Here is a 21280-nt window from a genome sequence, read left to right on the forward strand (position 1 = left end):
CACTGGCGACAGACTAAACTTTGGTCTTGCCGCTGCGCGGGCGCGTGAATTAGGTTTAAACGTCAATATGGTCGTGGTGGAAGATGATATTTCTCTGCCGGAAATAGCAAAACCTCGCGGCGTAGCGGGCACACTCTTCGTGCACAAGATAGCGGGCGCTGTCGCTGAAGCCGGTGGCGATTTGGAAGCTGTCACAAGCGCAGCAACCCGTGCTGCCAAAAATGCAATTAGCATTGGCATGTCGCTGAGCAGTTGCACCGTGCCAGGGACCGCGCGTGAAGATCGTATCGCTGAGGGCGATATTGAAATGGGCCTAGGTATTCACGGTGAACCCGGAGCAGAACAGACACCGTTCATTGACGCCAGAAAGGCGGTGTCTGATGCGGTCACCAAGCTTAAACCTTACATCAAGGACGAGAAATACGTTGCCTTGATCAACAATCTCGGAGGCACCACATCCTTGGAAATGGCAGTGCTGACAGAGGAATTGCGCCAGTCTGAAATTGGGCCCAAGATCCTCCATGTGGTCGGGCCAGCGTCTTTGATGACGTCACTGGATATGCATGGTGCGTCAATTTCTCTTTATCCACTCACCTGCCAGGATGTAGAGTTGCTGAATGCGAAAACCGCAGGTGTGGCATGGCCGCAAATGCAGGAACTGATAGCTCCCAAGCTTGTACCTGTCCCTGAAAGCAGGGCTGCAGTCGAACTTCTTTCATCCGCTCATGCCGGTCACCAGCGTATTCTGACAGAATGTTGCGATGCATTGATCGCGGCCGAGGGCGATTTGAATGATTTGGATGCAAAGTCCGGCGACGGCGATACAGGTGCGACGGTTGCGACAGCTGCACGAGCTTTAAAAGATCGTTTGGATGAATTGCCACTGGCGGATTTGACCGAGCTATTTCCGGCAATCAGCCGTGAGCTGACCCAAACAATGGGTGGTTCTTCTGGTGTTATTTTGGCGATATTCTTTTCCGCGGCAGGAGAAGCCTTTGCGAGTGGGCGCTCTACAGTCTCGGCACTTCAATTTGGTCTAGAGCGCGTTCAGGAAGTTGGAGGAGCTGAGCTAGGCGACCGAACGATGATTGATGCGCTGCACCCAGCATTGGATGGTCTTGAAGACAGTTTGAGCGCGGCAGCGTCAAAGGCCAGAAAGGGTGCTGCAGCAACAGCCGAGATGCTCGAAGCAAATGCGGGCCGCGCCGCATATGTGAATGCAACCCAACTAAAAGGGAATGTGGATCCCGGAGCAGAAGCCGTAGCGCGCGTTTTCGAGCGCCTCGTGAATTCTGTTGTACCCACGTAACTTTACTGTGCGCATCCCCAATTTCATTTGGAAATCAATCCGCTTAGCACTGCCCTATGGATTTTCCGTGGAAATTTGCATCAGCGCGTTTTTTGTACGCCATATATGAGTTGATCCGTTCTGCGCACCATACTAACGACCGTTTCTTTGTCGGCGCGACGGCATGAACTTCTTCGCCCGCGCAGCATTTTCTGCGCTGCGAGCGCACGCAGCGAGAAAATCCAAGGTACAGGTTGGGCTCTTTCCAGCCGTTCGCTGCGCAATTCGCCGACGACCGTTTTCGGGCTGGTGGGTCTTTTCGACTTCTCGTCGTCGGATTTTTCACGGGACGAGTATTTAGATAGCCACGGTGTTTGAACCAGGAGCGCACCAACTGAAAGCGTGCTTTCGTCTTTCTTGGTCGAGTGTCGTTGAGGCTCCAAATGGCCAGGTCGGTCTCTTCCGTTTTCTTCCTGATGCAATCTCCGTGACCTGCCCAGTCTGACGGTCGCAAGCTCCCTTCAAGCAGAACTTTCCCCTGTGCGGCTCACGCGCCCATTCCGCGCGGAGCAAAGTTCCGCATGACATCCGGTCCGACCGGTCCCGGTTTCCCGTTTGCATCGAAAACGAAAGGAAACCGACATGACCAAATTTTACACAGTCACGACCCCCGACACGGGCAAAGACGGCAAGACGCGCTTTCACAAAGTTGGCGTCGCCTTCCCCCAAAACGAGGGGGCCAAATCCTTCATGACCATCCAGCTCTTCGCCAACCCTGTCAACGGCGAGTTGGTTCTCTTCGAGCCTAAGGCCGACACCGACGATGCCCCAGTCATCGAGTGACGCGCAACGCCAAGGGAGGGCGGTCTGCCCTCCCGCTTATTACCAATCAGTTCACGAAGGACATTCCCATGGACCTCTTGCCCAAAGACATTCTCGATCAACTTGCCGCCAATGGCCAAGCCAACCAGTCCCGCATCGAAGCCGGCGATGATACGATCGACCACGCTCCAGTCGTCAAACTCTTCACACCTGACGGAGGCGCGACCTGGCTGCTGTCCGAGACCGAACCAGACGATCCAGACATCGCTTTTGGGCTCTGTGATCTGGGCCTCGGATTTCCCGAGCTTGGTTCTGTTCGGATCAGTGTTCTACTCGCCCATCGTGGTCGCCTTGGATTGCCAATCGAACGTGACCTGCACTTCAACGCAAACGGTCCCCTGAGCCAATATGCCGACCGTGCCCGCGAAGTAGGAGGGATCGTGACATGAGCACCAATATCCGCTTCGAACACATCAGTGCCTATGAGGCGCTGACATCGGGAGAGCATGATTACTTCGCCTTGTTCTCGTGCTTTCTGAACGGCGAACCAGCTGCTGCGATCGTTGCTGTCAAACCTTCTGATGAGCACTGTGGTGAGTATCAGATCACGCCACTTTTCGTAAGCGTCACTAACGCGATGGTCTTGACAGATCACGACGACAAAGCTGCCTAATAATGGCCCTACCAATTGCGATCACCTGAACTTGTGGTCGCATCTTTTGGCGTCTGCATGACTATGAGTCCGCACTCCTTCTTCGATAGAAGGAACGGCAGATTCAGCAGAAGACCGATCAGTTTCCTTGGTCCGTATCCCATAAACAACACGTGTCGAGTGCGCGGCTGATGAAACAGTTTGTTGAGTTCTCATAGGCAATCGCACGCTAGGTTTTTGCGCCCTTTTGGGCGCGGCCTCGCACCTGTGGTGCTCGGCGTGAAACGGAATACAAGGCTGCCTGCCCGCCAATTCTCCGTAAGTATATTATTGACAGAATAGTATAGTTTCGTATGTTAGGTGCAGCCTTGTATGAAGGTGGCAGGAAATAGGGGGTTTTTCTTCGCATGTCTCGCTCAAGACGTCTAACCGATGCGCAACGCTTGGAGATTGTGCGCGAAGCCGCAGACGGGGTGTCCACGTCCGTGCTTGCGGAGCGGTTCGGGGTGACACCACGGGCAGTGCAATACACCGTGAAGAGTGACGCAGAGCGCCAGCGAGATACAGCGGTTCCGGTGTTAGCGGTGAGTGTGAAAGTAACTTCTGACGAGATGGCAGCGTTCGATGCGGTGCTGGCGTCAGCGGGGATCGAGACGCGCTCGGAAGGGCTGCGCCGATTGATGCAAGCGGCTGGCGGGACCTTCGTTCCGGACGTCCAATTGGCGGTAGAGATGGCGCGCTATCGCGCCTCTTTGAACGACGTTGGAAACGGTGTCGCGCAGATTGCCAAACAGATGCAGAAGGCCAATCGGGTGGGGCAGGGGGCTGGCGCTGAGTTCTCTGATTTGCGACTTGCTCAGATGCGCAGTTTGGCACGGTTCATCCTCGACAGCGCAGACGAGATCGACCTGCTTGTGCGCCGCCGCGCGGATGCGATGCAGCTGACCGCAACAGCCGCTTTGAAGGAGTTTGCACATGCCGCAGAATGATGCAGTGGATGCTGTTACGGGGGCGGTGTTCCAGGATGGCTGGAGCCGCATTCGAGGCTCGATGCAGGGCCTCTACGCCTCAAAACAAAAGCAGCTTATTCGGGCGGCGGCGGGTCATCCGGCAGCCGTGTTTAAAGCCATCCGTGGGGGTGGGACACACAGTAAATCTCAGCTGTTCAATCAGCTCGAATATCTCACCACCAAGTCGACCCATATCGTCGATAGTAGTGGATTCCTGGATGGTAAATCCAAGCTCGGATCAGGGGAAATCAAAGACCTTACAGACCGGTTTGCCAAGCGTTGGGATGGCGGGTTCAAACCCAAGCTTGGACAGACCACTCATATGCTCATGTCCTTTCCGATTGGAACGCGCGGGGAAGACGTGCGCGACATCGCTTCGGACGTGGCCGAGCGGTTATTCCAAACGGACGAGGGTCACTTCGACTACATCATTGCCGTGCACGAAGACCGGGACCACCCCCATGCACATATCGTTTTAAACCGCCGATCTCAGGAAGGTGAGTTCTTCTATTTGGCGCGGGATCACCGGTTCAACTATGACGACTTTCGTCTTGCGATGGTCGAAGAAGCGGAGAAGTACGGCGTGCGGCTGGAAGCCACGCGGCGCATAGATCGCGGTGTTGTGCATTACCCGCCGAAGACCCGTGAAGTCTATGCAGCCAAGGAAGAGGGCAGGGCGCCGGTCGAGCGGGCACGCATCGGTGAGGATCTGACCCGCACCTTAGCAGACATCGCGAACACCAAGGTCATGTTCAATTCACTGGCCGCCGAAGCCTCGCGCGAGAACCGGGAAGACATCTCTGATGTGCTGTTCCGTGCGGCAGAAGTTCTAGCCAAAGGCGGACATATCAAGACAGCAGGAGGGGTTTATATGGCCGAGAACGACTCATTTGAAGATCTGCGCAGTCAGTATGCGGAGAAGGTAGAAAACATCGAGGGGTTGATCGCGGGCAAGCCGGATGCGGAGCGTCCCGCATTGCAAAAGAGCCTGAATGCAATTCAAGCGCGGGTGCAGCATATGCAGCCACTTGGCCTGCGATCCAACACGTTGTCTGAGGCACCTTCTGATGGCGGCATTTACTCGGAGGCCAATATCCAAGAGAGCCAGTTAGATCGCTTGGCGGAGCCACGGACGCGCAGCCGTGTTGATGCGGCGCTGCGAGGAACCGGGATCAGCACGTCTGAGGTTGTGGCGCGGATGGAAACGGGGGCGCAGAACGCGGCTCTGGAGCATCAGTGGATCGCAGATGATCTTTCCAAAGTGGCGGACGCTAAGGATCTGAACCTTGAGCGACGCGCTGATTTAGAGAAAGCACGCGATGCGCTGAATGACGTCCATGTACAGCTGGGAACAATGCTTGAGCGCGCACAGGTGCTGCGCCGTGATGGGGTCATTGAGGACGCCCGTGAGGTCAACGTGCACCTCTCAGAGGCCCGCGTTGAAGCGGCTGTTGCCGAAGAACGGCTCGCTACGCCGATGGACGAGCGCGACGACGCGGTCATTGAGTCCAGCGCAGTTGCGCGGTTGGAAGATGAGCAACGGGCATATTTGCGTGAGCACCCAGAACTGATTGCGCGGCCTGCAGATGTCGTCCGCACGACGCAAGAAGGCGATGCACAAATCGTTGATCAACGCGCCGCGGATCAGATCGCCATGGAAGTCGAAGCGGCACGTATGGGGGCCCATAGCGGTACGCCGCTCTCTGTCGCTGTGTCGCGTGATCTTCAGCAGCGATACCCTGATATGCCGGAGCAACTCGCCGATGGTCTGGGGGATACCTATGCGCGGGTTTATGAGGCAAGGCTCCAAGAGCGTGAAGCTTCAACGGTGGCCGATACGCCAGAGGTGGCGCGTGTGTTGGATCATGAGAGAGAAGGCGTGCTCTCCGATCCGTTTGACACCGATGAACAGCGGGACGCTTACCGATCAGAGATCGAAACGGCTTTGAGTGATGAACAACGTGATCTGCTAAACGCAGGTGACAGCCGTGCCTTGGACAATATCATCGAAGACAGGCTGGACCGGCTCTATGCAGCGAAGGTCTATCTGCAATCAGATGCGGCGACCGCAAATTCTGAGGCCTTGCGCCAGGTCGTGGACGAGCTTGCCGACGTCGAAGTCGAAAAGCACCGCGCCGCAGATGTGGACGGTGAGATCGAACGCGGTCTGACCCATGGGTAAGGCGCGTATCGCCCTCGGTGTGTGTCTGATCACGCTCGTCGCTGCCGCAATGGGGTACACAATTGCCTCTGCGGTTCTATCGTTCAAAGATCTCGGGTTCACTGCGGATATTGATTTTGCCTACATCGCCCAAAACTACATGGCGATCCGCAGCCGACGGCCGGATGATTTTCAGCTGATCAATCTGATCATGGCGGGAGCCTCCGTGGCCGGCTTGATGATGAGCCTCGCGATGTCGAGTTCAGCCCTGACACGGTTCGGGCAAACCCACTGGCAAAAGCGCGGTGAGATGAAGGCGAACGGCTTTTTTGCAAAGCCGGGGATAGGGTTCATCCTTGGCAAACTGGGAAGCCCCAAATCGGGTGCGCGATACATTTCCTCAAAGGTGTTTCCACATGCACTGATTGTTGCGCCAACAGGGCGCGGCAAGACGACAGGCTTTGTCATTCCGAACTTGCTGACGTGGCAGGGGTCTGCGGTAACTCTAGATGTGAAGGGTGAGTGCTTTGAAGCCACGGCGCGGCACCGCGCAAGCCAGGGCGATAAAGTCTACCGCTTTGCGCCGACGGATTGGGAGGACAAACGCACGCATCGCTACAACCCACTACTGCGGATATTTGAGCTGAAGGACGCCGCACGCCAGCAAATGGAACTGCAATTGCTCGCGACATTGTTCCTACAGAGCGATAACGACCGAGTTCAGGGACTGCTCAAAGGCGGTATCGATCTGTTCGTCGCAGCCGGTCTACTGGCATTTCAGCGCAAGAAACCAACCTTAGGGGAAATCTATAGGATCGCCGCATCGGGCGGGAACAAGCAAAAGGAATATGTGGCTCGTGGCCATGAGGTGAACAACAAAGCTGCAAAGCTCATTTTTACGAGACTGGCATCCACTAACAATGATACGCTGACGTCTTATGTCTCGCTGTTGATGACCTCTGGCCTTGATCAATGGCAAAACCCGGCGATTGACGAAGCGACGGAGGTCTCGGATTTCGATTTCCGCACGATCCGCAAAAAGCCCTTCACCGTTTACCTCGTTGTCCAGCCTCTGATGATTAAACCGCTCGCGCCGCTCATTCGATTGTTCTTCTCAGACCTGCTGTCCGCGATGCAGGAAAAAGAACCAGGTCCAGACGAGCCTTGGCCTGTGATGATTATGCTCGATGAGTTCAACCGCCTTGGAAAAATGCCTATTGTCGTCGAAAGCATCGAGACCTTGCGGACGTACCGAGGGCACCTTGCGGTTGTGACCCAAACCATCCCCGCCCTCGATGAAATCTATGGTGAGAACACGCGGCGAGCACTACAGGGCAACGCAGGCGTGAAGCTGTACCTCACACCCTCAGATGAAAAGACGATCGAAGAACTCAGCAAGGCAGTGGGTAAGACCACTAAGACTGTGGTGACCCGCTCTCGCCCTATCGGGAAAAACCCGTTTGAAGGGCGGAGCCAGTCCATGCGGACGGAAGAGACGTCTTTGTTGCCCGAGGATGAAGCGCGGCGCCTGCCGCTCGATGAGATCGTGATGGTAGTGGACGCGCAGATGCCGATCAAAGCCAAGCGGATCCAGTATTTTGATGACCGGTTGTTCGGGGCACTGCACGCTGCGCAGAAGGGGGAGTTGCCGTTTCCGAAGTTGGGCGGGGGAGGTGACGAGAGCGGTAGAGGTGCTGCAAAGAAACAGCCGGTTGAGGCCCAAGATTTGAGTCAGATGGGCAGCGGCAAAAGTCAGGCTAAGGATGCGCAGAAAACTAGTTCCTTAGCTGATCAACCTTCCGCTGCGCCAAGGGTCGAGTCTGTTATGCAGGTGTTTACCGAGAAACGGGAACAACTCGAAATGGACTTCGCTGCTGGACCAATTGAGCAACTCGAACAGCGGGACAAAGAGGATCGGAATGCACTCGATCTAGTAGTCGATGATCTTGGTAGCTTGGAAGCGCAGCTGACGAAGGTTTGAGATCAGGGTGGCCGAGCGGAAACCGGCCGTTTGGCCTTGGCGCGGCGAAGGTCTCAAAAGAGCCCTTAGCAGACCCACCAAATTCTCGCTGCGTGCGCTCGCAGCACGACAACCCGCTGCACTGCCCAAAACTACCCGCTGCGTAGCAGAAGGAATTGTGGACGTTCAGGCATGAAGGACGTTTTGAGACCACCGTCAACGCGGTCGCCGTGCGCAGCAAAGTGCGACTCGGTCAAAACCGGCGAACGGTTGGGAGTAGCCGTTCGCCGGGCCAGGTGTCGCACCCTCAGGGAAAGGAGGGCATCGCGACAGGGAGGTAAAGTTGAGCGTCTGAGCGCTGTTCAGAAAATTTGATGTTCATCTGTGCCCCTCACCGTTTGACATGAGAGAGCTTCGGATTGTTGCCGCAGTGATAATGACCTCAACCTTTAAGACATCGCGCGCCAGTCGCGCTTCACCGCAAGCTCTGGCAGGTGCGAAGCCCTCTGGTATCCAGGCGTCCCAGACTTCGTTCATCGCGGCAAAGTCTGACATATCCGACAGCCAGATAATGGCTTGTAGGACGTGCTTGCGGTCCGAACCCGCTTTTTTCAGAAGGTCATCAACGCGGGACAGGCAGTCTGCGGTTTGTTCGGCAACAGTTTCGCCGTCCCCGACTTGGCCACAGAGGTAGACCAGACCATTATGCTTCACGATCCGGCTCATACGTTGCTTGGTTTCGATCCGTTCGATCATCGGCATCTTTCTTTTTTCAGACTTGGGAATTTGCTGGTTCAGCAAAACGGCGTGGATGGAAGGCATCCAATTGCGGATCGTTCGTTACACCGAGAACGCGGTTGACGAAGAGGTCTGCATGGATAGGGGCAAGCGTGATCCCAGAATGGCAGGCTGCTGCACTTGCCGTTTCGCCAAAGTCATAAATTGGAGCACCATCTGGCGTCATGACCCGCAAACCGGACCAGTGGCGCACAACATTCATGTTCTCAAGCATCGGTGTGATACGCAGCGCATTTCGCGCTAGCTGTCCGGCGGCCGAAAGGGATGTGCTTTCATCGAAGTCGACATCCTCCTTGGTTGCACCAACCAAAAACGTGCCATCGGCTGTCTGGCGCAAGGTACTTGCCGGAAGTCCCATAACCTTGGGCATGCGTTGGCTGACAAGAACTTGCCCTCTTTGAGGTCGGACAGGAACATTCAGTCCAAGCTGCTTTGCGATTGTCTTTGCGCCAAGGCCCGATGCAGCAATGACGTGGCCCGCCCACATATCGCCTGCCTCGGTATTCAACTGCCAGCCAGACCCGTTCTTTCCCTCAACCGATCTGACTTTCGCCCCCCAGTGGATTTTACCTCCGAGGTTCTCGATAGCCTGGAGAAGGAGCGTATGAAGGCGAAGTGGATTCACACAGCCATCGCGCCAGCAAAAGCTCGCGCCCGAAACTTCTGCACCCAATTCGAAGTTAGGCATTAATCTCTGGATTTCGGCCCGGTCGATCATCTCGATGTCATCGCCGTCACCACCGCGCTCGTTGTGAAGCCGGTTAAGCAAGTTTTTTCGTTCCTGGAAGCCATTTTCACCAAAGGTGAAGGTAAGACCGCCGTTGCGCTCGTAAGCGAGTGAACCATCTGTGTCAGCGGCATCATCTGCCAGTTCAAGTGCGAACGCCTGCCATGCATCAGAAGACACGCGCGTCAACGTTTGATATTCAGGAACGCCTGGGCCTTTGCCTTGCACCCAAACAAGGCCGAAGTTCGCGCCGCTTGCACGCGGATCAGTTTTGGCGCCATCCAGAAGGACGACGGAATGGCCGCGCTTGAGCAAACCGTAGGCGATACTCGCACCTACAACACCCGCTCCGATCACCGCAAATTCCGCTAGTTTCGTCATTCTCATCCCTTCGCACCTGGCCTTGACAGTAGGAACCGTGCAGCAGAATGTAAAAGCACAAAGATCGCAGCTTATATTCCTGGAGGTTATGACGTGCGAAAGCCTTCTTTGAGGCAGCTCGAAGCGTATAAGGCGTTTGTCGAAAACGGCAGTGTCTCTAAGGCGGCAGACGCTCTTTACGTCTCGCAACCTGCGGTAAGCAAGCTCTTGAACAACTTCGAGTTGGACATCGGTATGGAGCTAATCGATCGCAGTTCCAACCGCCCTGTTGTTACCGAACGGGGTATGAAAGTTTATGAGGAGATTGACCGCATCCTGTCTGGCGTCGATCAAATCGGGCAGGCGATCGCAGCTATTCGTGCAAAGGAGCGTAGCCTCATCACGGTCGGGGTTATGCCGGGGTTTCCACCAAGTCTTCTTTCCCGTGCCGCGCAGATCGTACGACAGGATCACCCGGACATCAGTATCTCATTTATTGTACGTAGTTCCGAATTCATCTCCCACGGCATCCTGTCTCGGAAGATGGACCTCGGTATCATTGCCCGTGATCTCGATCATCCACAGGTGCAGTCCAACTTGTTTCTTGATGAGGAAATGGTCGCTGTCATGCGGTCCGATCACGTGTTAGCCGATCACGATGTGATCGATATCTCTGATCTCCAGGGGCAGCCGTTCATTTCGTTCACGCAGGGTAGTGTTTCGAGACAGGTGATGGACAAGGCCTTTGAAGCCTCCCGTATCGAGCCTGATATTGTTCTCCAGGCCACGACCGCCCCGAATTGCTGTGCTTTTGCAGCAGACGGTCTCGGGCTGAGCGTCATGTCACCGGTCTTTGCGCAAGATCACATGAATCGTTTGGTGTTCCGCCGATTCACGCCGTCACTCCGCGTTCAGGTCCAATCCGTGCGCCCTGTTGATGGGCGCGAACGGCGCAGTACCGATCTGGTTCTTAACGCGCTTGAGGTGGCTCGTGATGAGAGAACATCTGCGCGCGCAGCGCTGTAAGGCAACCGCCGCGTAATTCCTCTAAAGCAGCCAAGAGATCTGATCGTGCTGATTTGGTGAGACTAGCCGCAGTCGTCGCATGTAGTTTTTCAACGCGGCGGTCCCAATTCGGTCTATCATCTGCCTCGCCGCTTGGCGCTGTTACAGGGCTGACCAAATCGCCTGATTTTGTTCTGATTGTCACTCGCACAAGCGTTTTGGCGGGAAACTCACATTCAAATTCTTCACTGACCGAGATCTTAACACGTCTCGCAACGGATTCTGCATCGGTATTGCTAAGATCGCCTCCATCCATCGTTGCAAGACATTCGAGACCTCGAACCGCCACCAGGCCGATGCAGTAAGGAATCGAGTATTGCGCATCGACAACCGTCACGGGTTCCCGCAGGTTTGCTATCCGGAGCGCGCCGCTATAGGCCTCAACCGAAATTTCGCGTAGATCTTTCCATGTCAGATCATTGTTTTCCATCAATTGTGCAACGGCTTCAACCGGCGCGTGCACATGACGACAAGCGGCGTGGAACTTTGTGTAGCTTTCGCAAACCATTGGGCGATCTCGTTCAAACAGAATGTCACCCGCGTCAAAGAACGGAGCATGATCGACTAAGTCGAGCGGTCCAGTCATGCCCGCTTTCGCTAAAGGAACGGCGGCCATGCCGGTTACCACCCCCCAGGGAATACCTTCTTTCACATCCGTCCCGTTCGGCTGAGGCCATGCCGGTGGTGATGTTGTCGTTGCCATATGCGGACCGGTCTCAGCAGCAATGGCAAGCGCGTGCGCAAACTTCGTCGCTGAAAGCTTGCGCAGACTGCCAACGGCGGCTGCGGCAGCAATCCCTGCCCAGAACCCCGTCCTGGCATAGAAACTTTTGGCACCAGCGACGCGCAGCCCAACCTCATAGCCAACAGCCACCGCTCTCAAAACGGAGCTGTCGGTGACAGATTTGCGGTCGGCGGAAAGCTGGTCGAGTTCTGCAAAGACGGCGGCGATCACTGCAGCACCCGGATGGCCGCGCGACGCCCTGTGGCCATCGTCAAGATCGAGCGCGGCAGATGTCATTGCATTCGCAAAACCTGCGCCGATCCCCGATGCGGTTTTCCCAGTGAACCAAATCGCTGAATGACCAATGCCGTAGGCGTCTTGTACAGGTTTTGCAAAGGCGTACCTTGGTGCAGCGGCGGCGGATGTGACTGTATCTGCTATCGCTTCGATTGCGGCAGTTTGCGCCTCCGCGGTCATCTCGAATGAAGTTGCGATCCGGGCAAGTTCCGGAAGGACGATGCCTACGTTTCCGGGTTGTGACATGCGAACATCCGTTGATCCGTAGCGCCTTCCAGTTTCGGAGCCTCTTGACGGCAGATGTCTGTCGCGCGCGGACAGCGTGGATGAAACGCGCAACCCGAAGGTGGATTTGCCGGAGACGGAATTTCACCTTCCAGAAGCGCCAACTTCTGTCGCTTCGAGACGTCCGGGATGGGAGCTGCGTCGCGCAGGGACTTCGTGTAAGGATGTTTCGGATCGTTGAGCAGTTCGGAAACAGGTCCGCTTTCCACAACGGCTCCGAGATACATGACCAGAACCCGATCACAAAAGTTGCGAACAACCCCGAGGTCATGGGTGATGAAAAGGTAGCTCAGACCGCGATCTTTCTGGATACCGCGCATGAGCAAGAGAACCTGCGCTTGAACGGAGACGTCGAGTGCTGAGACGGCCTCATCCGCAACGACTAGGTCGGGCTTGAGGATAAGTGCCCGCGCGGTAGCAATTCGCTGACGTTGCCCGCCTGAAAACTCGTGCGGATATTTGTCAGCGGCAGAGATCGGCATGCCGACCTCTTTCAGCACGGCATGAATGCGGGGCAGTGCATCCTTGAAGCGGACCCCCTCGTGTACCCACAGCGGCTCTGCCAAAGTTTTGCCGATGGTACGCTTGCCGTTCAGAGACGAGTACGGGTCCTGAAAGATCATCTGGATGCGGCTGCGCATTACGCGTTTGGCCTTTGCATCAAGCGCTGTCAGATCTGTGTCATCGAACAAGACCGAGCCTGTAGTCGGCGTGATCAGGTCGAGCACACAGCGCGCGAGGGTAGACTTTCCGCAACCGGATTCACCAACGACGCCGACTGTTTCACCTTTGTTGATGCTGAATGAGACGTTGCGAAGTGCAGTGACCGCGAATTCTGCCTGCATGAACTTCTTTGAGCCAAAAGTTTTCCCAAGGCCCTCTACAACAAGCAATTCGTTCATGCTGCGCCCTCCCGCGCCCAACAGGCCACGGAATGTGGACCTGCACTCAATTTCGGTGTGGCTCTGCATGCCCGGTGTTCTTCGGGACAACGCGGAGCGAACCGGCACCCCTCAGGCATCGCCTGAATGGGCGGTACCTGACCGCTGATTGGTGCAAGATCATAGGCGACGTCGGCGCGTGGAACCGTGCGCAAAAGCGCTTGCGTGTATGGATGAGCAGGTGCGTCGAAAATAGCCTCGACCGAGCCGGTCTCGACCATTTCACCCGCATACATCACCGCGACCCTGTCTGCGACGTTGGCTACAACCCCAAGGTCATGCGTGATCATCACGATGGACAGGCCTTGTTCTTTGCGGATGTCTTCCAATAGGGCAAGAACCTGGGCTTGAATCGTAACATCAAGAGCCGTTGTTGGTTCGTCCGCGATCAGAATTTCAGGTCGGCAGGCTAGACCAATGGCGATCATGACCCTTTGACGCATCCCACCAGACAATTCATGCGGATACTGCCCAAGCCGTTTCTGTGCATCAGGAATGCGGACAAGATCGAGCAGGTCGCGCGCTTCTTTGCGGGCTGCCGACCAACTCATACCTTTGTGCAGAACCAACGGTTCGGCGATTTGTTCGCCAATCGTCAGAACCGGATTGAGCGAGGTCATCGGCTCCTGAAAGATCATTGCGATCCGGCTGCCTCTGACTTTTTCAAGCTCATGTTCCTTAAGAGACAGCATGTTATGGCCGTCAAACATGACCTTGCCACCGAGCCGGGCAGAGTCCGGCAAGAGCTTCATAAGCGACATCGCGGTGATGCTTTTTCCGCAGCCGGATTCACCAACAATGCAGAGCGTTTCGTTTGGCAGGATATCGAATGAGATACCGTTTACAGCGCGGCACCAGCTGTCATCGATTTTGAATGAGATCGAGAGATCTTCGATCTGCATGAGTGGGGAAGTCATGGGCTTAATCCCTCAGCTTTGGGTCGATGGCGTCGCGTAGACCGTCGCCAACGAGGTTGAGGGACAGGACGACCAGAAGGACGGCAAAGCCCGGATAGATGGACACGTATGGCGCATCGAGAATGTTGTTGAACCCGTCGCGGATCATCGTTCCGAGCGTTGGGGTAGGGGGTGCAACCCCCAAGCCAATGAAAGACAGATAGGCCTCGATCCGGATGGCATAGGCGGCCCAGAGTGATGCCAGCACAACTACCTCGCCCATAATGTTGGGCGCAATATGGACTGACATGATCCGTGTATCCGAGTAGCCAAGCGCGCGGGCTGCTTCGACAAACTCACGTTCTTTCAAAGCAATGGTCGGTGCGCGAGCAACCCTCGCGAATTTTGGCAAGATCGTCACGGTAATGGCCAGGACGATGTTGATGAAGTTTGCGCCAAGAACAGCAACGATGAAAAGGCCGGTGATCAGCGTTGGAAATGCCAACAGCATGTCCATGCCGCGCATGATCAATGTGTCGACCCATCCGCCGCGGTAACCGGCAATGATCCCGAGGGCACACCCAAGAACCATTGCAAGGGCTGTAGAGGTCAGACCGATCAGGAGCGACACGCGCAGGCCATAGAGAATGCGCGAAAACGTGTCCCGCCCAAACTTGTCTGTTCCGAGGATGTACTCTGCCGATCGATCTTCTAGGCGATCAACAATGTTCTGTGCCAGTGGATCGTGTGGCGCGATCCAAGGTGCAAAGACTGCCGCGAGCAAGATCACCAGAAACATCACGAGGCCAAAGGTCGAGAGTTTGTTTTTCCGGGCCAAACGCAACATTGACGATAAGGTCGAGCGCTTTTCGGGGGCGGTTGTGTCCATTGTTGTCATTTCAGTTTCACTCTCGGATCGACCAGCGCGTAGCAGATGTCCGTCAAAAGGTTTACGATCACGATCATTAAGGCGGATACGATCATCAATCCCTGAAGCGTGGTGTAGTCACGCTGGTTTAGTGACAGAACGATTAGTTTGCCAAGGCCGGGTCGATTGAAGATGATCTCAGTCAAAACGGCATTGCCGATTAGCAACCCGAAATAGAGACCGACAACCGTCACGATAGGAATGAGGGCATTGCGAAGCGCGTGATGCCAGATCAGGCGTCGTCCCGGTGCGCCCTTCGCGCGAGCTGTACGGATATAGTCCTCGCCAAGAACATCGAGCATCGCTGAGCGTGCGCTGCGCATGATGTAGGCCACCATGATGAGACCGAGGCTGAGGGCAGGGAGGATCAGGTTATAGATTCGGTCCCAGAGGCCCCCGGAGGTCGGCGTAGAAATGACAGGGAAAATGCGCCACTCGATTGATAACCAAAGGATCAACAGGATTGCTGTCAGAAAGGCAGGGAAGCTGAGGCCGAGAAGCGACACGACCCGCAGGAAATAATCGAGAAAGCCGTTACGCCATAAGGCGGAGATTATCCCGAGCGGAACCCCGATGACGATCCCGAAAAGGATTGCGCCAAAAGCGAGCTCCAGAGTGAACGGAAGCACTTCGCTGATCGACTGCCAGACCGGCGTGCCTGTCACCATTGAAACACCCAGACTGCCGGAGGCCAGGCCTTTCATAAAGTCCCAGAACTGGACGATCATAGGATCGTTCAATCCCATGCGCTCACGGAAGGCGTTCAGAGCTTCTTGCGAAGCATTGTCGCCAAGAATGGCCAGAGCAGGATCGCCTGGTGCGATGCGGATCATGACGAACACGATTACCAAAATCCCGAACAGGGTCGGGATCGTGCTCAAAAGCCGCTGAATGATGTATCTGGCCACTTAAAGCCCTCCCCAAAGTGGCGAAGCCGGCAGAACCGCCTTCGCCGGTAATTTCGCTTACTCGGACAGTGTTGTCTGCTCGGTGATCACCGGACCCAGTGACAACGAGCCATCTAGCTCGTAGCCTAGGTCTACTTCGGGCGCACGGGCCCAAACCTGAAGCAGCTCAAAGAGCGGGATCGAACACACTTCGGTCACGAGAAGCTGCTGCGCCTCGCTCCACAGTTCCTGCTGGCGCTCTGGGTTTGGTTCGGAACGCGCAGCAACGATCTGTTCGTCCGCAAGCGAGCAGTGCGAGAAGTTCGTAACAGCCGTCGGCGTGTTCACGATGCTGTCGGAGTGGTAGAACTGCGTCAGATATGTATCTGCAACAGGAAACCGCGCCGCGCCATAAAGAACGAGCGGACTGACGTCGTCGCGAATGGCAGCATGCCATGCAGAGTGTTCCATAACATCAAATTCGATGTTGATGCCGACCTGCGCCAGTTGGGCCTGAATCACCTGCATCGGACCGAAAAGAGATGCCCGTTCGGTGATCGCGATTGGAACCGTCACGCCGTCGGCATAACCTGCTTCCGCAAGCAACTCGCGAGCGCGATCCTGATCGAATGGCAAGAACTCGACCTCAGACTCATGGCCGATATAGCCATCCGGGACCGGAGCCTCGTTTCCACGCGCGACTAGGTTGCCAGCGAACGCAATTAGCTCTTCGCGGTTGATCGCATGGGCCAAAGCTTGACGCACACGAATGTCATCAAACGGTGCTTTTGTGGTATTGATGTGCAATGTGCGCAATTCGCCTGGTTCAAAGACATCGACTTCGATTTCGCCCGAAGATGTCGTGTTCTCTACCCACCGATCCTCGCGCTCACCTTCGATCATGTGAAGCTCACCGGTTTGGAAAGCCAAGTCGCGTGCGCTCGTCTCGGAGATGTAGCGAATTGTGATGGCGTCGAGTTCAGGTGTTCCGCGGAAGTAGCCCTCGTGAGCAGTCAGACGCACAAACTGGCCTTCGGCGAGATTGTCGAAAGCAAACGGACCTGTACCGACCGGATTGGTGGCAAAGTTCTCGCCTAGTTCTTCTGCGGCTTTCGCTGAAACGATGTTGCCGCCGTGGTAGTTGGCAACGACACCGAGAAGGCTTGGAATGCCTTCAGAAAGAGTGATCCGAACGGTGTAGTCATCGACCGCTTCCACGGATTGGAAGGCCCGGTAGTCGGATGCGACGCTGGAGCGGTCGACATCAGCTGCACGCGTCAGCGAATAAACCACATCTTCGGCCGTCATTTCACCGTAGTCACCGTGGAACTGGACGCCTTGACGCAAAGTGAAGGTCCAGACCAGACCGTCCTCAGATGTTTCCCAGCTTTCGGCGAGATCGGGTTCAATTGCGTCTGATGACATGGAACCCGGTGCAAAACGCACGAGACCGTTGAAGACCATAGCGAAGACAACCTTGTCTTCCGTACGGGTCGAAACATGCGGGTCAAGCTGACCGGCACTTTGCGCCGCAACGGCCATTGTAAGCTCCTGCGCCTGCACCATTGTTGGCAGGGTTAGGGCACTTGTCGCAAGAAGCGCCGCCGCCATAGTTGATTTTACGAATTTCATTTTTTTCCTCCACTGTTGATGCGAGGTTAGCAGACCCAAGCGAGTACTTAACGTCAAATACCGATTAGCCCTATTAAGATTACCAAAGGTTATACTGTTTTCATATAACCTTTTCGCATACGACCAGCACTAATCGAATCTTCAAATAATACGAAGGGTCTGGCAGGTTCTTATGAAAGGACCAGAGCAATGCCGATAGAGATTCATATTGATGGCGAACCCTGCGCTGCGGAAGCTGATGAGCTTCTTGCGAGTGTCTTATTGCGCCAGCCAGTGCCGATTTTCCGCAAACATCCCGTCGATGGCTCGTCGAGAGCTGCGTTCTGCATGATGGGTGTTTGTTTCGAGTGTCTCGTTGAAATCGATGGCGTACCCAACCAACAAGCATGTGTCGTTAAGGTTCGCGATGGGATGCAAATCAATCGAGGACTGTCATGACTGATCTTCTCATTGTAGGCGCGGGCCCCGCTGGAATGTCTGCCGCAATAGAAGCTGCCCGGCTTGGGAAGAAACCCGTCATCGTAGACAACCGACCGGAGCCCGGCGGAAACATCTACGCGTTTTTGGGCAGTAACCAAACATCGCGTCCGCATCGCTTGACGATTTTTGGCGCTGACTATGCGAAGGGCGCAAAGCTGTTAAAAGCCTTCATGGGTGAAGTCGAGGCCGACAAGATCTCATATCATCCGTCCACGCGGCTCTGGCGCCTGGATGCGGATGGCGGGTTTGCCTTAGATGGTCCCAATGGCGCAGAAGCTGGCCATGCAAAAAAGGTGATCTTGGCGACGGGCGCGCAGGAACGCCCAATGCCGCTGCCAGGCTGGACGCTCCCCGGCGTGATGGGCGTTGGTGCCGCTCAGATCTATATGAAGTCAGGAGGTGATTTGCCGACAGGTAAAATCGTCATCATCGGCACTGGACCGCTTCCGCTTCTTTTGGCCGAACAGCTCGCGGTCGCAGGCCGTCCCGTCCATGCCATGATTGAACCAGCGGGTTCATCACAGCTCTTGGCGTCCGTTCCCGAGGTCATGGGCGCTGCTGCTGCGCCAAAAATCGCGGTGAAAGGCCTTGGCCTGCTGGCGAAACGCTTTTTCCGCCGCACGCCTGTCTGGCGCAATGCGCATGATATTGCAATTCAAGGGACGGATCGTGCGACGGGCGTGCGGTTTAGGAGCCGCAAGGTCGTCGATATCGAAGCATCCACCGTCCTTATCCACGACGGTATCGTTCCGAACCTCAATCCTATTCGCGCAGCTGACCTTGACGTCATCTATTCTGAGCAACAACAAACCTGGCACGCCACGGGTAGCGAAGTGATCGAAGTTGCGGGTGATGGTGCGAGTATACTAGGGGTCAACGCAGCTATAATTTCTGGCCGTATGGCCGCCCGTAGGGCGTGTGGCGATATCGAATCAAATTCAGATCGTCGTGGTATGACCCGCCAAAAGGCGTTCCGTAAGTTCATTGACCGGGCGTATCCGCCGATTCAAACAGCAAAAGCTGCAACGTCGGAAACTGTTCTCTGCCGGTGTGAAATGGTCCGCGCTTCAGCCGTCACCGACGCCATCGAGACGCACGGGACTGATCCAAACGCCATCAAACGCGCGCTTCGAATTGGTATGGGCCCATGTCAGGGTCGCCTTTGCACTCACTCTCTCGCGGACTTTGCGGCAAGCAGCACGAATAGCACAACAGATCAGGTTGGCTTGCCGCGCGCGCGCAACCCAATCCTTCCCGTAAGTTTTGCAGCCCTTGCGAAGCTTGATCAATGATAGATGCAGGCCTAGCGATTCTCAGCCGGCGCTAGACGTGGTCTTGGTACCTTTGGATGTAAGGCCAGGGACAATTACTTTCAAATCAATAAGGTGCGCAGTTGCCTGTGTGAGTTAGCTGTTACGATGCAACCAAACGCAAGACCAGACGTTGACCCTGCTGGCCGCAAAGTATCAAAGTCCGCGACATATGGGTTCACACCATGCCGTGAACTTGCAGTTTGGATGTAACGTCATAAAGTCGGGCTGAATGACCGCTCTGGCGACTTGGACTGCAACGCTGTGACGGCCATTCTGCATGGGCGAATGAATGCTGCGCCAGCAAAGTTCAGAAATCCAATGTCGGTTTTTCCGCAGAGTGTGAATTCGCTCACCATTCCTGAATGTCGACTGTGCGGGTCTACCGCCTTCCTAACCTTCCAAGCCTCGCGAGTTGCGCCAGCATCTGCGACCCAGTTCCTGTAGACGGATTGTTTGCTGCCGGTGAGGTCTGCGCCATCCCAGGCCGCTGCGGCATCTGTTGCACGCCAAACATCTGCCGCGCTCTTAACGCTGCATATTCCGCTCCACTCGCTCCACCAACCAGATAGCGGTTGTACGCTTGCTGATTGCCCATGGCCGCGCGCATAAACCCGTAGCTCCCACCGAGGCCACCAGACAGTGCAGGCATCATGATGTTCCCAGAGATCGCGCGTACGATGAATGGTGTCGCGATGATGAAGCCCTTGGCCATGAGCACCATCATAAAGAAAGGGATGAGCGCTCCAATGTTTGTCGCCCCTTCTGGATCGCCAAGCTCGCCGATCAACGCCGATGCGACCCCGGTGATGGTCGCAAACACACCCGCCACTACGATTGGATAGATCGCGAAGGATACCAATGCCGATAACCACCTAGCAAAATAGTCCTTCGTCACATCAAAAAGTGTCAGAAAGATCATGACCGGTGCCATTCCTATGAGCAGCGCGATCATCAAACGGGACGCGACCAGAATGAAGGCAGCCAGTCCTCCGAGGATCGACAGCATAAGCACACCAACGATATCGAGCATGGCACCTGCCATCCAGTTCAGTTCCGACCCCGCAGCGTTGAGATATTCCCCAAGCTCGGCAATCAGCCTGTCAAACTCTTCGGCGAATGTGCCAGACGGGCCGGGTAAATACCGCTGAATCGTTGTGGTGTGTCATGACGCGGACGCCTTCACATCCATCTACAGTTGGCAATTCGTCCTTACGCGCGGAGTTTTGGGACCAATTACAATCTGGTAGATTTGCACGTCTATTTGGTCTGCAAAGCTATTCAAATAGTCAATAATTTACATAATAAACCTTACACGACTAATACCAATCGTATATCATGGCTTGCAATAGTATATTAGTGGAGTCATGCTGGTGGCACCCTACTGGCTGGGATGCTTCACATGTTTCGCTCAATCCGATCATATACACTTCTACTCGCACTTGCACTGCTCGGTCCCTTCATTGGCACTGCCAATCGTGCGCAAGCTCAAACTTATCAGATCGACTGCGCAATACTGTTGTGCCTGTCTGGCGGCTGGCCAGCGTCAGTTCCGTGCGCCCGTGCACGCGCCGAGTTCATCCGCCGGATCACGCCTTGGCCGGTTGAACCACCATTGCAGATTTGGCGGTGCCCGATGGGCGCATCCTATGCTCCAGTTACCCCGTCGGATAATCGAGGTCGTCTCTACGATATATTGTTCACTAGTCAGGATCGATCACGACCGCTCTTGTCGCTAGCAACCGAACCTCGGTCTTCTGAAAATGCCCTTTTGAATTTCGCTGGATCGAAGCCAACTCTGCTTCCGAAAGGATTTGCGCTCCAATTGGTCCAAGAACGCGCTGACATCGACATCAGCGGTCCAGAGTTCAATTTTGTGCGTTCCATCCGAGTCTATGATGTCCGGTATGCACGCCAAAACGAGTCCGGCCGTGATGGTGACTGCAACCGATCCGCGATCGTTGATCTAGGCTCAGGACTCATAACCAGAATATGACGGTTGCTGCGAGTGCTATTGCGGACAGGAAAACCTTTGGACACCTGTCGTAACGGGTTGC

The 21280-nt window shown here is 55.4% G+C and carries 19 protein-coding genes and 2 pseudogenes; 11 read left to right on the forward strand and 10 right to left on the reverse strand.

Features of this window, described 5'->3' with window-relative positions:
- A partial coding sequence (locus tag AB8B75_RS16885) for a dihydroxyacetone kinase subunit DhaK (RefSeq protein WP_405363981.1) occupies nt 1–1309 on the forward strand: 1309 nt, incomplete at its 5' end.
- An 80-nt stretch (nt 1310–1389) separates the two neighbouring features.
- Here AB8B75_RS16885 and AB8B75_RS16890 read toward each other — a convergent pair.
- Nucleotides 1390–1770, reverse strand: a complete 381-nt coding sequence (locus AB8B75_RS16890; RefSeq protein ID WP_405363982.1) for a hypothetical protein — start codon at nt 1768–1770, stop codon at nt 1390–1392.
- A 160-nt stretch (nt 1771–1930) separates the two neighbouring features.
- Here AB8B75_RS16890 and AB8B75_RS16895 point away from each other — a divergent pair, with 160 nt between their 5' ends.
- The 6 genes from AB8B75_RS16895 (at nt 1931) to AB8B75_RS16920 (ending at nt 7914) form a co-directional block, all read left to right on the forward strand.
- Complete coding sequence (locus tag AB8B75_RS16895; protein WP_405363983.1) at nt 1931–2131, forward strand: hypothetical protein; 201 nt, start codon at nt 1931–1933, stop codon at nt 2129–2131.
- A 68-nt stretch (nt 2132–2199) separates the two neighbouring features.
- The gene (locus tag AB8B75_RS16900; RefSeq protein ID WP_405363984.1) at nt 2200–2559 is read left to right on the forward strand and encodes a DUF2958 domain-containing protein; all 360 of its coding nucleotides are present in this window, start codon (nt 2200–2202) and stop codon (nt 2557–2559) included.
- On the forward strand, nt 2556–2783 hold the full coding sequence (locus tag AB8B75_RS16905; RefSeq protein ID WP_405363985.1) for a hypothetical protein: 228 nt from the start codon (nt 2556–2558) through the stop codon (nt 2781–2783). Before AB8B75_RS16900 ends, AB8B75_RS16905 begins: the two co-directional genes overlap by 4 nt.
- 386 nt (nt 2784–3169) lie before the next feature.
- Nucleotides 3170–3751 carry a helix-turn-helix domain-containing protein gene (locus tag AB8B75_RS16910; protein WP_405363986.1) on the forward strand — a complete coding sequence of 194 codons (582 nt, stop codon included), beginning with the start codon at nt 3170–3172 and terminating at the stop codon, nt 3749–3751.
- A complete protein-coding gene (locus AB8B75_RS16915; protein ID WP_405363987.1) occupies nt 3738–5954 on the forward strand; it encodes a relaxase/mobilization nuclease domain-containing protein in 2217 nt (738 codons plus the stop codon). Before AB8B75_RS16910 ends, AB8B75_RS16915 begins: the two co-directional genes overlap by 14 nt.
- Nucleotides 5947–7914, forward strand: a complete 1968-nt coding sequence (locus AB8B75_RS16920; RefSeq protein ID WP_405363988.1) for a type IV secretory system conjugative DNA transfer family protein — start codon at nt 5947–5949, stop codon at nt 7912–7914. Before AB8B75_RS16915 ends, AB8B75_RS16920 begins: the two co-directional genes overlap by 8 nt.
- Before the next feature lie 357 nt (nt 7915–8271).
- On the opposite strand, the gene AB8B75_RS16925 is transcribed toward AB8B75_RS16920, so the two are convergent.
- Together AB8B75_RS16925 and AB8B75_RS16930 are read right to left on the reverse strand one after the other, a co-directional pair.
- Nucleotides 8272–8649, reverse strand: a complete 378-nt coding sequence (locus AB8B75_RS16925; RefSeq protein WP_405363989.1) for a RidA family protein — start codon at nt 8647–8649, stop codon at nt 8272–8274.
- Nucleotides 8650–8665: 16 nt separating this feature from the next.
- On the reverse strand, nt 8666–9799 hold the full coding sequence (locus AB8B75_RS16930; protein WP_405363990.1) for an NAD(P)/FAD-dependent oxidoreductase: 1134 nt from the start codon (nt 9797–9799) through the stop codon (nt 8666–8668).
- Nucleotides 9800–9892: 93 nt separating this feature from the next.
- Between AB8B75_RS16930 and AB8B75_RS16935 the strand changes: the two genes are divergently transcribed.
- The gene (locus tag AB8B75_RS16935; protein ID WP_405363991.1) at nt 9893–10804 is read left to right on the forward strand and encodes a LysR substrate-binding domain-containing protein; all 912 of its coding nucleotides are present in this window, start codon (nt 9893–9895) and stop codon (nt 10802–10804) included.
- Here AB8B75_RS16935 and AB8B75_RS16940 read toward each other — a convergent pair.
- The 6 genes from AB8B75_RS16940 to AB8B75_RS16965 are packed head-to-tail and all read right to left on the reverse strand — an operon-like array spanning nt 10749 to nt 17433.
- Entirely contained in the window at nt 10749–12110 is a 1362-nt protein-coding gene (locus tag AB8B75_RS16940; protein ID WP_405363992.1) for an MmgE/PrpD family protein, read from the reverse strand. The two genes, AB8B75_RS16935 and AB8B75_RS16940, sit on opposite strands and share 56 nt — an antisense overlap.
- Nucleotides 12089–13051: an ABC transporter ATP-binding protein gene (locus AB8B75_RS16945; RefSeq protein ID WP_405363993.1), complete on the reverse strand. Its 963-nt coding sequence runs from the start codon at nt 13049–13051 to the stop codon at nt 12089–12091. Before AB8B75_RS16945 ends, AB8B75_RS16940 begins: the two co-directional genes overlap by 22 nt.
- Nucleotides 13048–14007, reverse strand: coding sequence for an ABC transporter ATP-binding protein (locus AB8B75_RS16950; RefSeq protein ID WP_405363994.1), 960 nt, complete (start codon nt 14005–14007; stop codon nt 13048–13050). Before AB8B75_RS16950 ends, AB8B75_RS16945 begins: the two co-directional genes overlap by 4 nt.
- A 4-nt stretch (nt 14008–14011) precedes the next feature.
- Nucleotides 14012–14884, reverse strand: a complete 873-nt coding sequence (locus AB8B75_RS16955; RefSeq protein ID WP_405363995.1) for an ABC transporter permease — start codon at nt 14882–14884, stop codon at nt 14012–14014.
- Complete coding sequence (locus AB8B75_RS16960; RefSeq protein WP_405363996.1) at nt 14881–15822, reverse strand: ABC transporter permease; 942 nt, start codon at nt 15820–15822, stop codon at nt 14881–14883. The genes AB8B75_RS16955 and AB8B75_RS16960 overlap by 4 nt, the downstream gene beginning before the upstream one ends.
- 57 nt (nt 15823–15879) lie before the next feature.
- A complete protein-coding gene (locus AB8B75_RS16965; protein ID WP_405363997.1) occupies nt 15880–17433 on the reverse strand; it encodes an ABC transporter substrate-binding protein in 1554 nt (517 codons plus the stop codon).
- A 189-nt stretch (nt 17434–17622) separates the two neighbouring features.
- Here AB8B75_RS16965 and AB8B75_RS16970 point away from each other — a divergent pair, with 189 nt between their 5' ends.
- A complete protein-coding gene (locus AB8B75_RS16970; RefSeq protein ID WP_405363998.1) occupies nt 17623–17871 on the forward strand; it encodes a (2Fe-2S)-binding protein in 249 nt (82 codons plus the stop codon).
- Nucleotides 17868–19205, forward strand: a complete 1338-nt coding sequence (locus AB8B75_RS16975) for an FAD-dependent oxidoreductase (RefSeq protein ID WP_405363999.1) — start codon at nt 17868–17870, stop codon at nt 19203–19205. The genes AB8B75_RS16970 and AB8B75_RS16975 overlap by 4 nt, the downstream gene beginning before the upstream one ends.
- A 400-nt stretch (nt 19206–19605) precedes the next feature.
- Here AB8B75_RS16975 and AB8B75_RS16980 read toward each other — a convergent pair.
- Nucleotides 19606–20361: pseudogene (locus AB8B75_RS16980) on the reverse strand (type IV secretion system protein); the annotation flags it as partial.
- 264 nt (nt 20362–20625) lie between these two features.
- Here AB8B75_RS16980 and AB8B75_RS16985 point away from each other — a divergent pair.
- Nucleotides 20626–21198: pseudogene (locus tag AB8B75_RS16985) on the forward strand (hypothetical protein); the annotation flags it as partial.
- Nucleotides 21199–21280 lie beyond the last annotated feature (82 nt).

The organism is Roseobacter sp., from assembly GCF_045106495.1.
In the GTDB taxonomy this organism is placed as follows: Bacteria; Pseudomonadota; Alphaproteobacteria; order Rhodobacterales; family Rhodobacteraceae; genus Roseobacter.

Coding starts and splice junctions, on each gene's coding strand:
- AB8B75_RS16895 (WP_405363983.1), top strand. CDS start 1,931: ATGACCAAATTTTACACAGTCACGACCCCCGACACGGGCAAAGACGGC.
- AB8B75_RS16915 (WP_405363987.1), top strand. CDS start 3,738: ATGCCGCAGAATGATGCAGTGGATGCTGTTACGGGGGCGGTGTTCCAG.
- AB8B75_RS16955 (WP_405363995.1), bottom strand. CDS start 14,884: ATGACAACAATGGACACAACCGCCCCCGAAAAGCGCTCGACCTTATCG.
- AB8B75_RS16975 (WP_405363999.1), top strand. CDS start 17,868: ATGACTGATCTTCTCATTGTAGGCGCGGGCCCCGCTGGAATGTCTGCC.
- AB8B75_RS16970 (WP_405363998.1), top strand. CDS start 17,623: ATGCCGATAGAGATTCATATTGATGGCGAACCCTGCGCTGCGGAAGCT.
- AB8B75_RS16965 (WP_405363997.1), bottom strand. CDS start 17,433: ATGAAATTCGTAAAATCAACTATGGCGGCGGCGCTTCTTGCGACAAGT.
- AB8B75_RS16900 (WP_405363984.1), top strand. CDS start 2,200: ATGGACCTCTTGCCCAAAGACATTCTCGATCAACTTGCCGCCAATGGC.
- AB8B75_RS16950 (WP_405363994.1), bottom strand. CDS start 14,007: ATGACTTCCCCACTCATGCAGATCGAAGATCTCTCGATCTCATTCAAA.
- AB8B75_RS16910 (WP_405363986.1), top strand. CDS start 3,170: ATGTCTCGCTCAAGACGTCTAACCGATGCGCAACGCTTGGAGATTGTG.
- AB8B75_RS16945 (WP_405363993.1), bottom strand. CDS start 13,051: ATGAACGAATTGCTTGTTGTAGAGGGCCTTGGGAAAACTTTTGGCTCA.
- AB8B75_RS16930 (WP_405363990.1), bottom strand. CDS start 9,799: ATGACGAAACTAGCGGAATTTGCGGTGATCGGAGCGGGTGTTGTAGGT.
- AB8B75_RS16940 (WP_405363992.1), bottom strand. CDS start 12,110: ATGTCACAACCCGGAAACGTAGGCATCGTCCTTCCGGAACTTGCCCGG.
- AB8B75_RS16925 (WP_405363989.1), bottom strand. CDS start 8,649: ATGATCGAACGGATCGAAACCAAGCAACGTATGAGCCGGATCGTGAAG.
- AB8B75_RS16920 (WP_405363988.1), top strand. CDS start 5,947: ATGGGTAAGGCGCGTATCGCCCTCGGTGTGTGTCTGATCACGCTCGTC.
- AB8B75_RS16905 (WP_405363985.1), top strand. CDS start 2,556: ATGAGCACCAATATCCGCTTCGAACACATCAGTGCCTATGAGGCGCTG.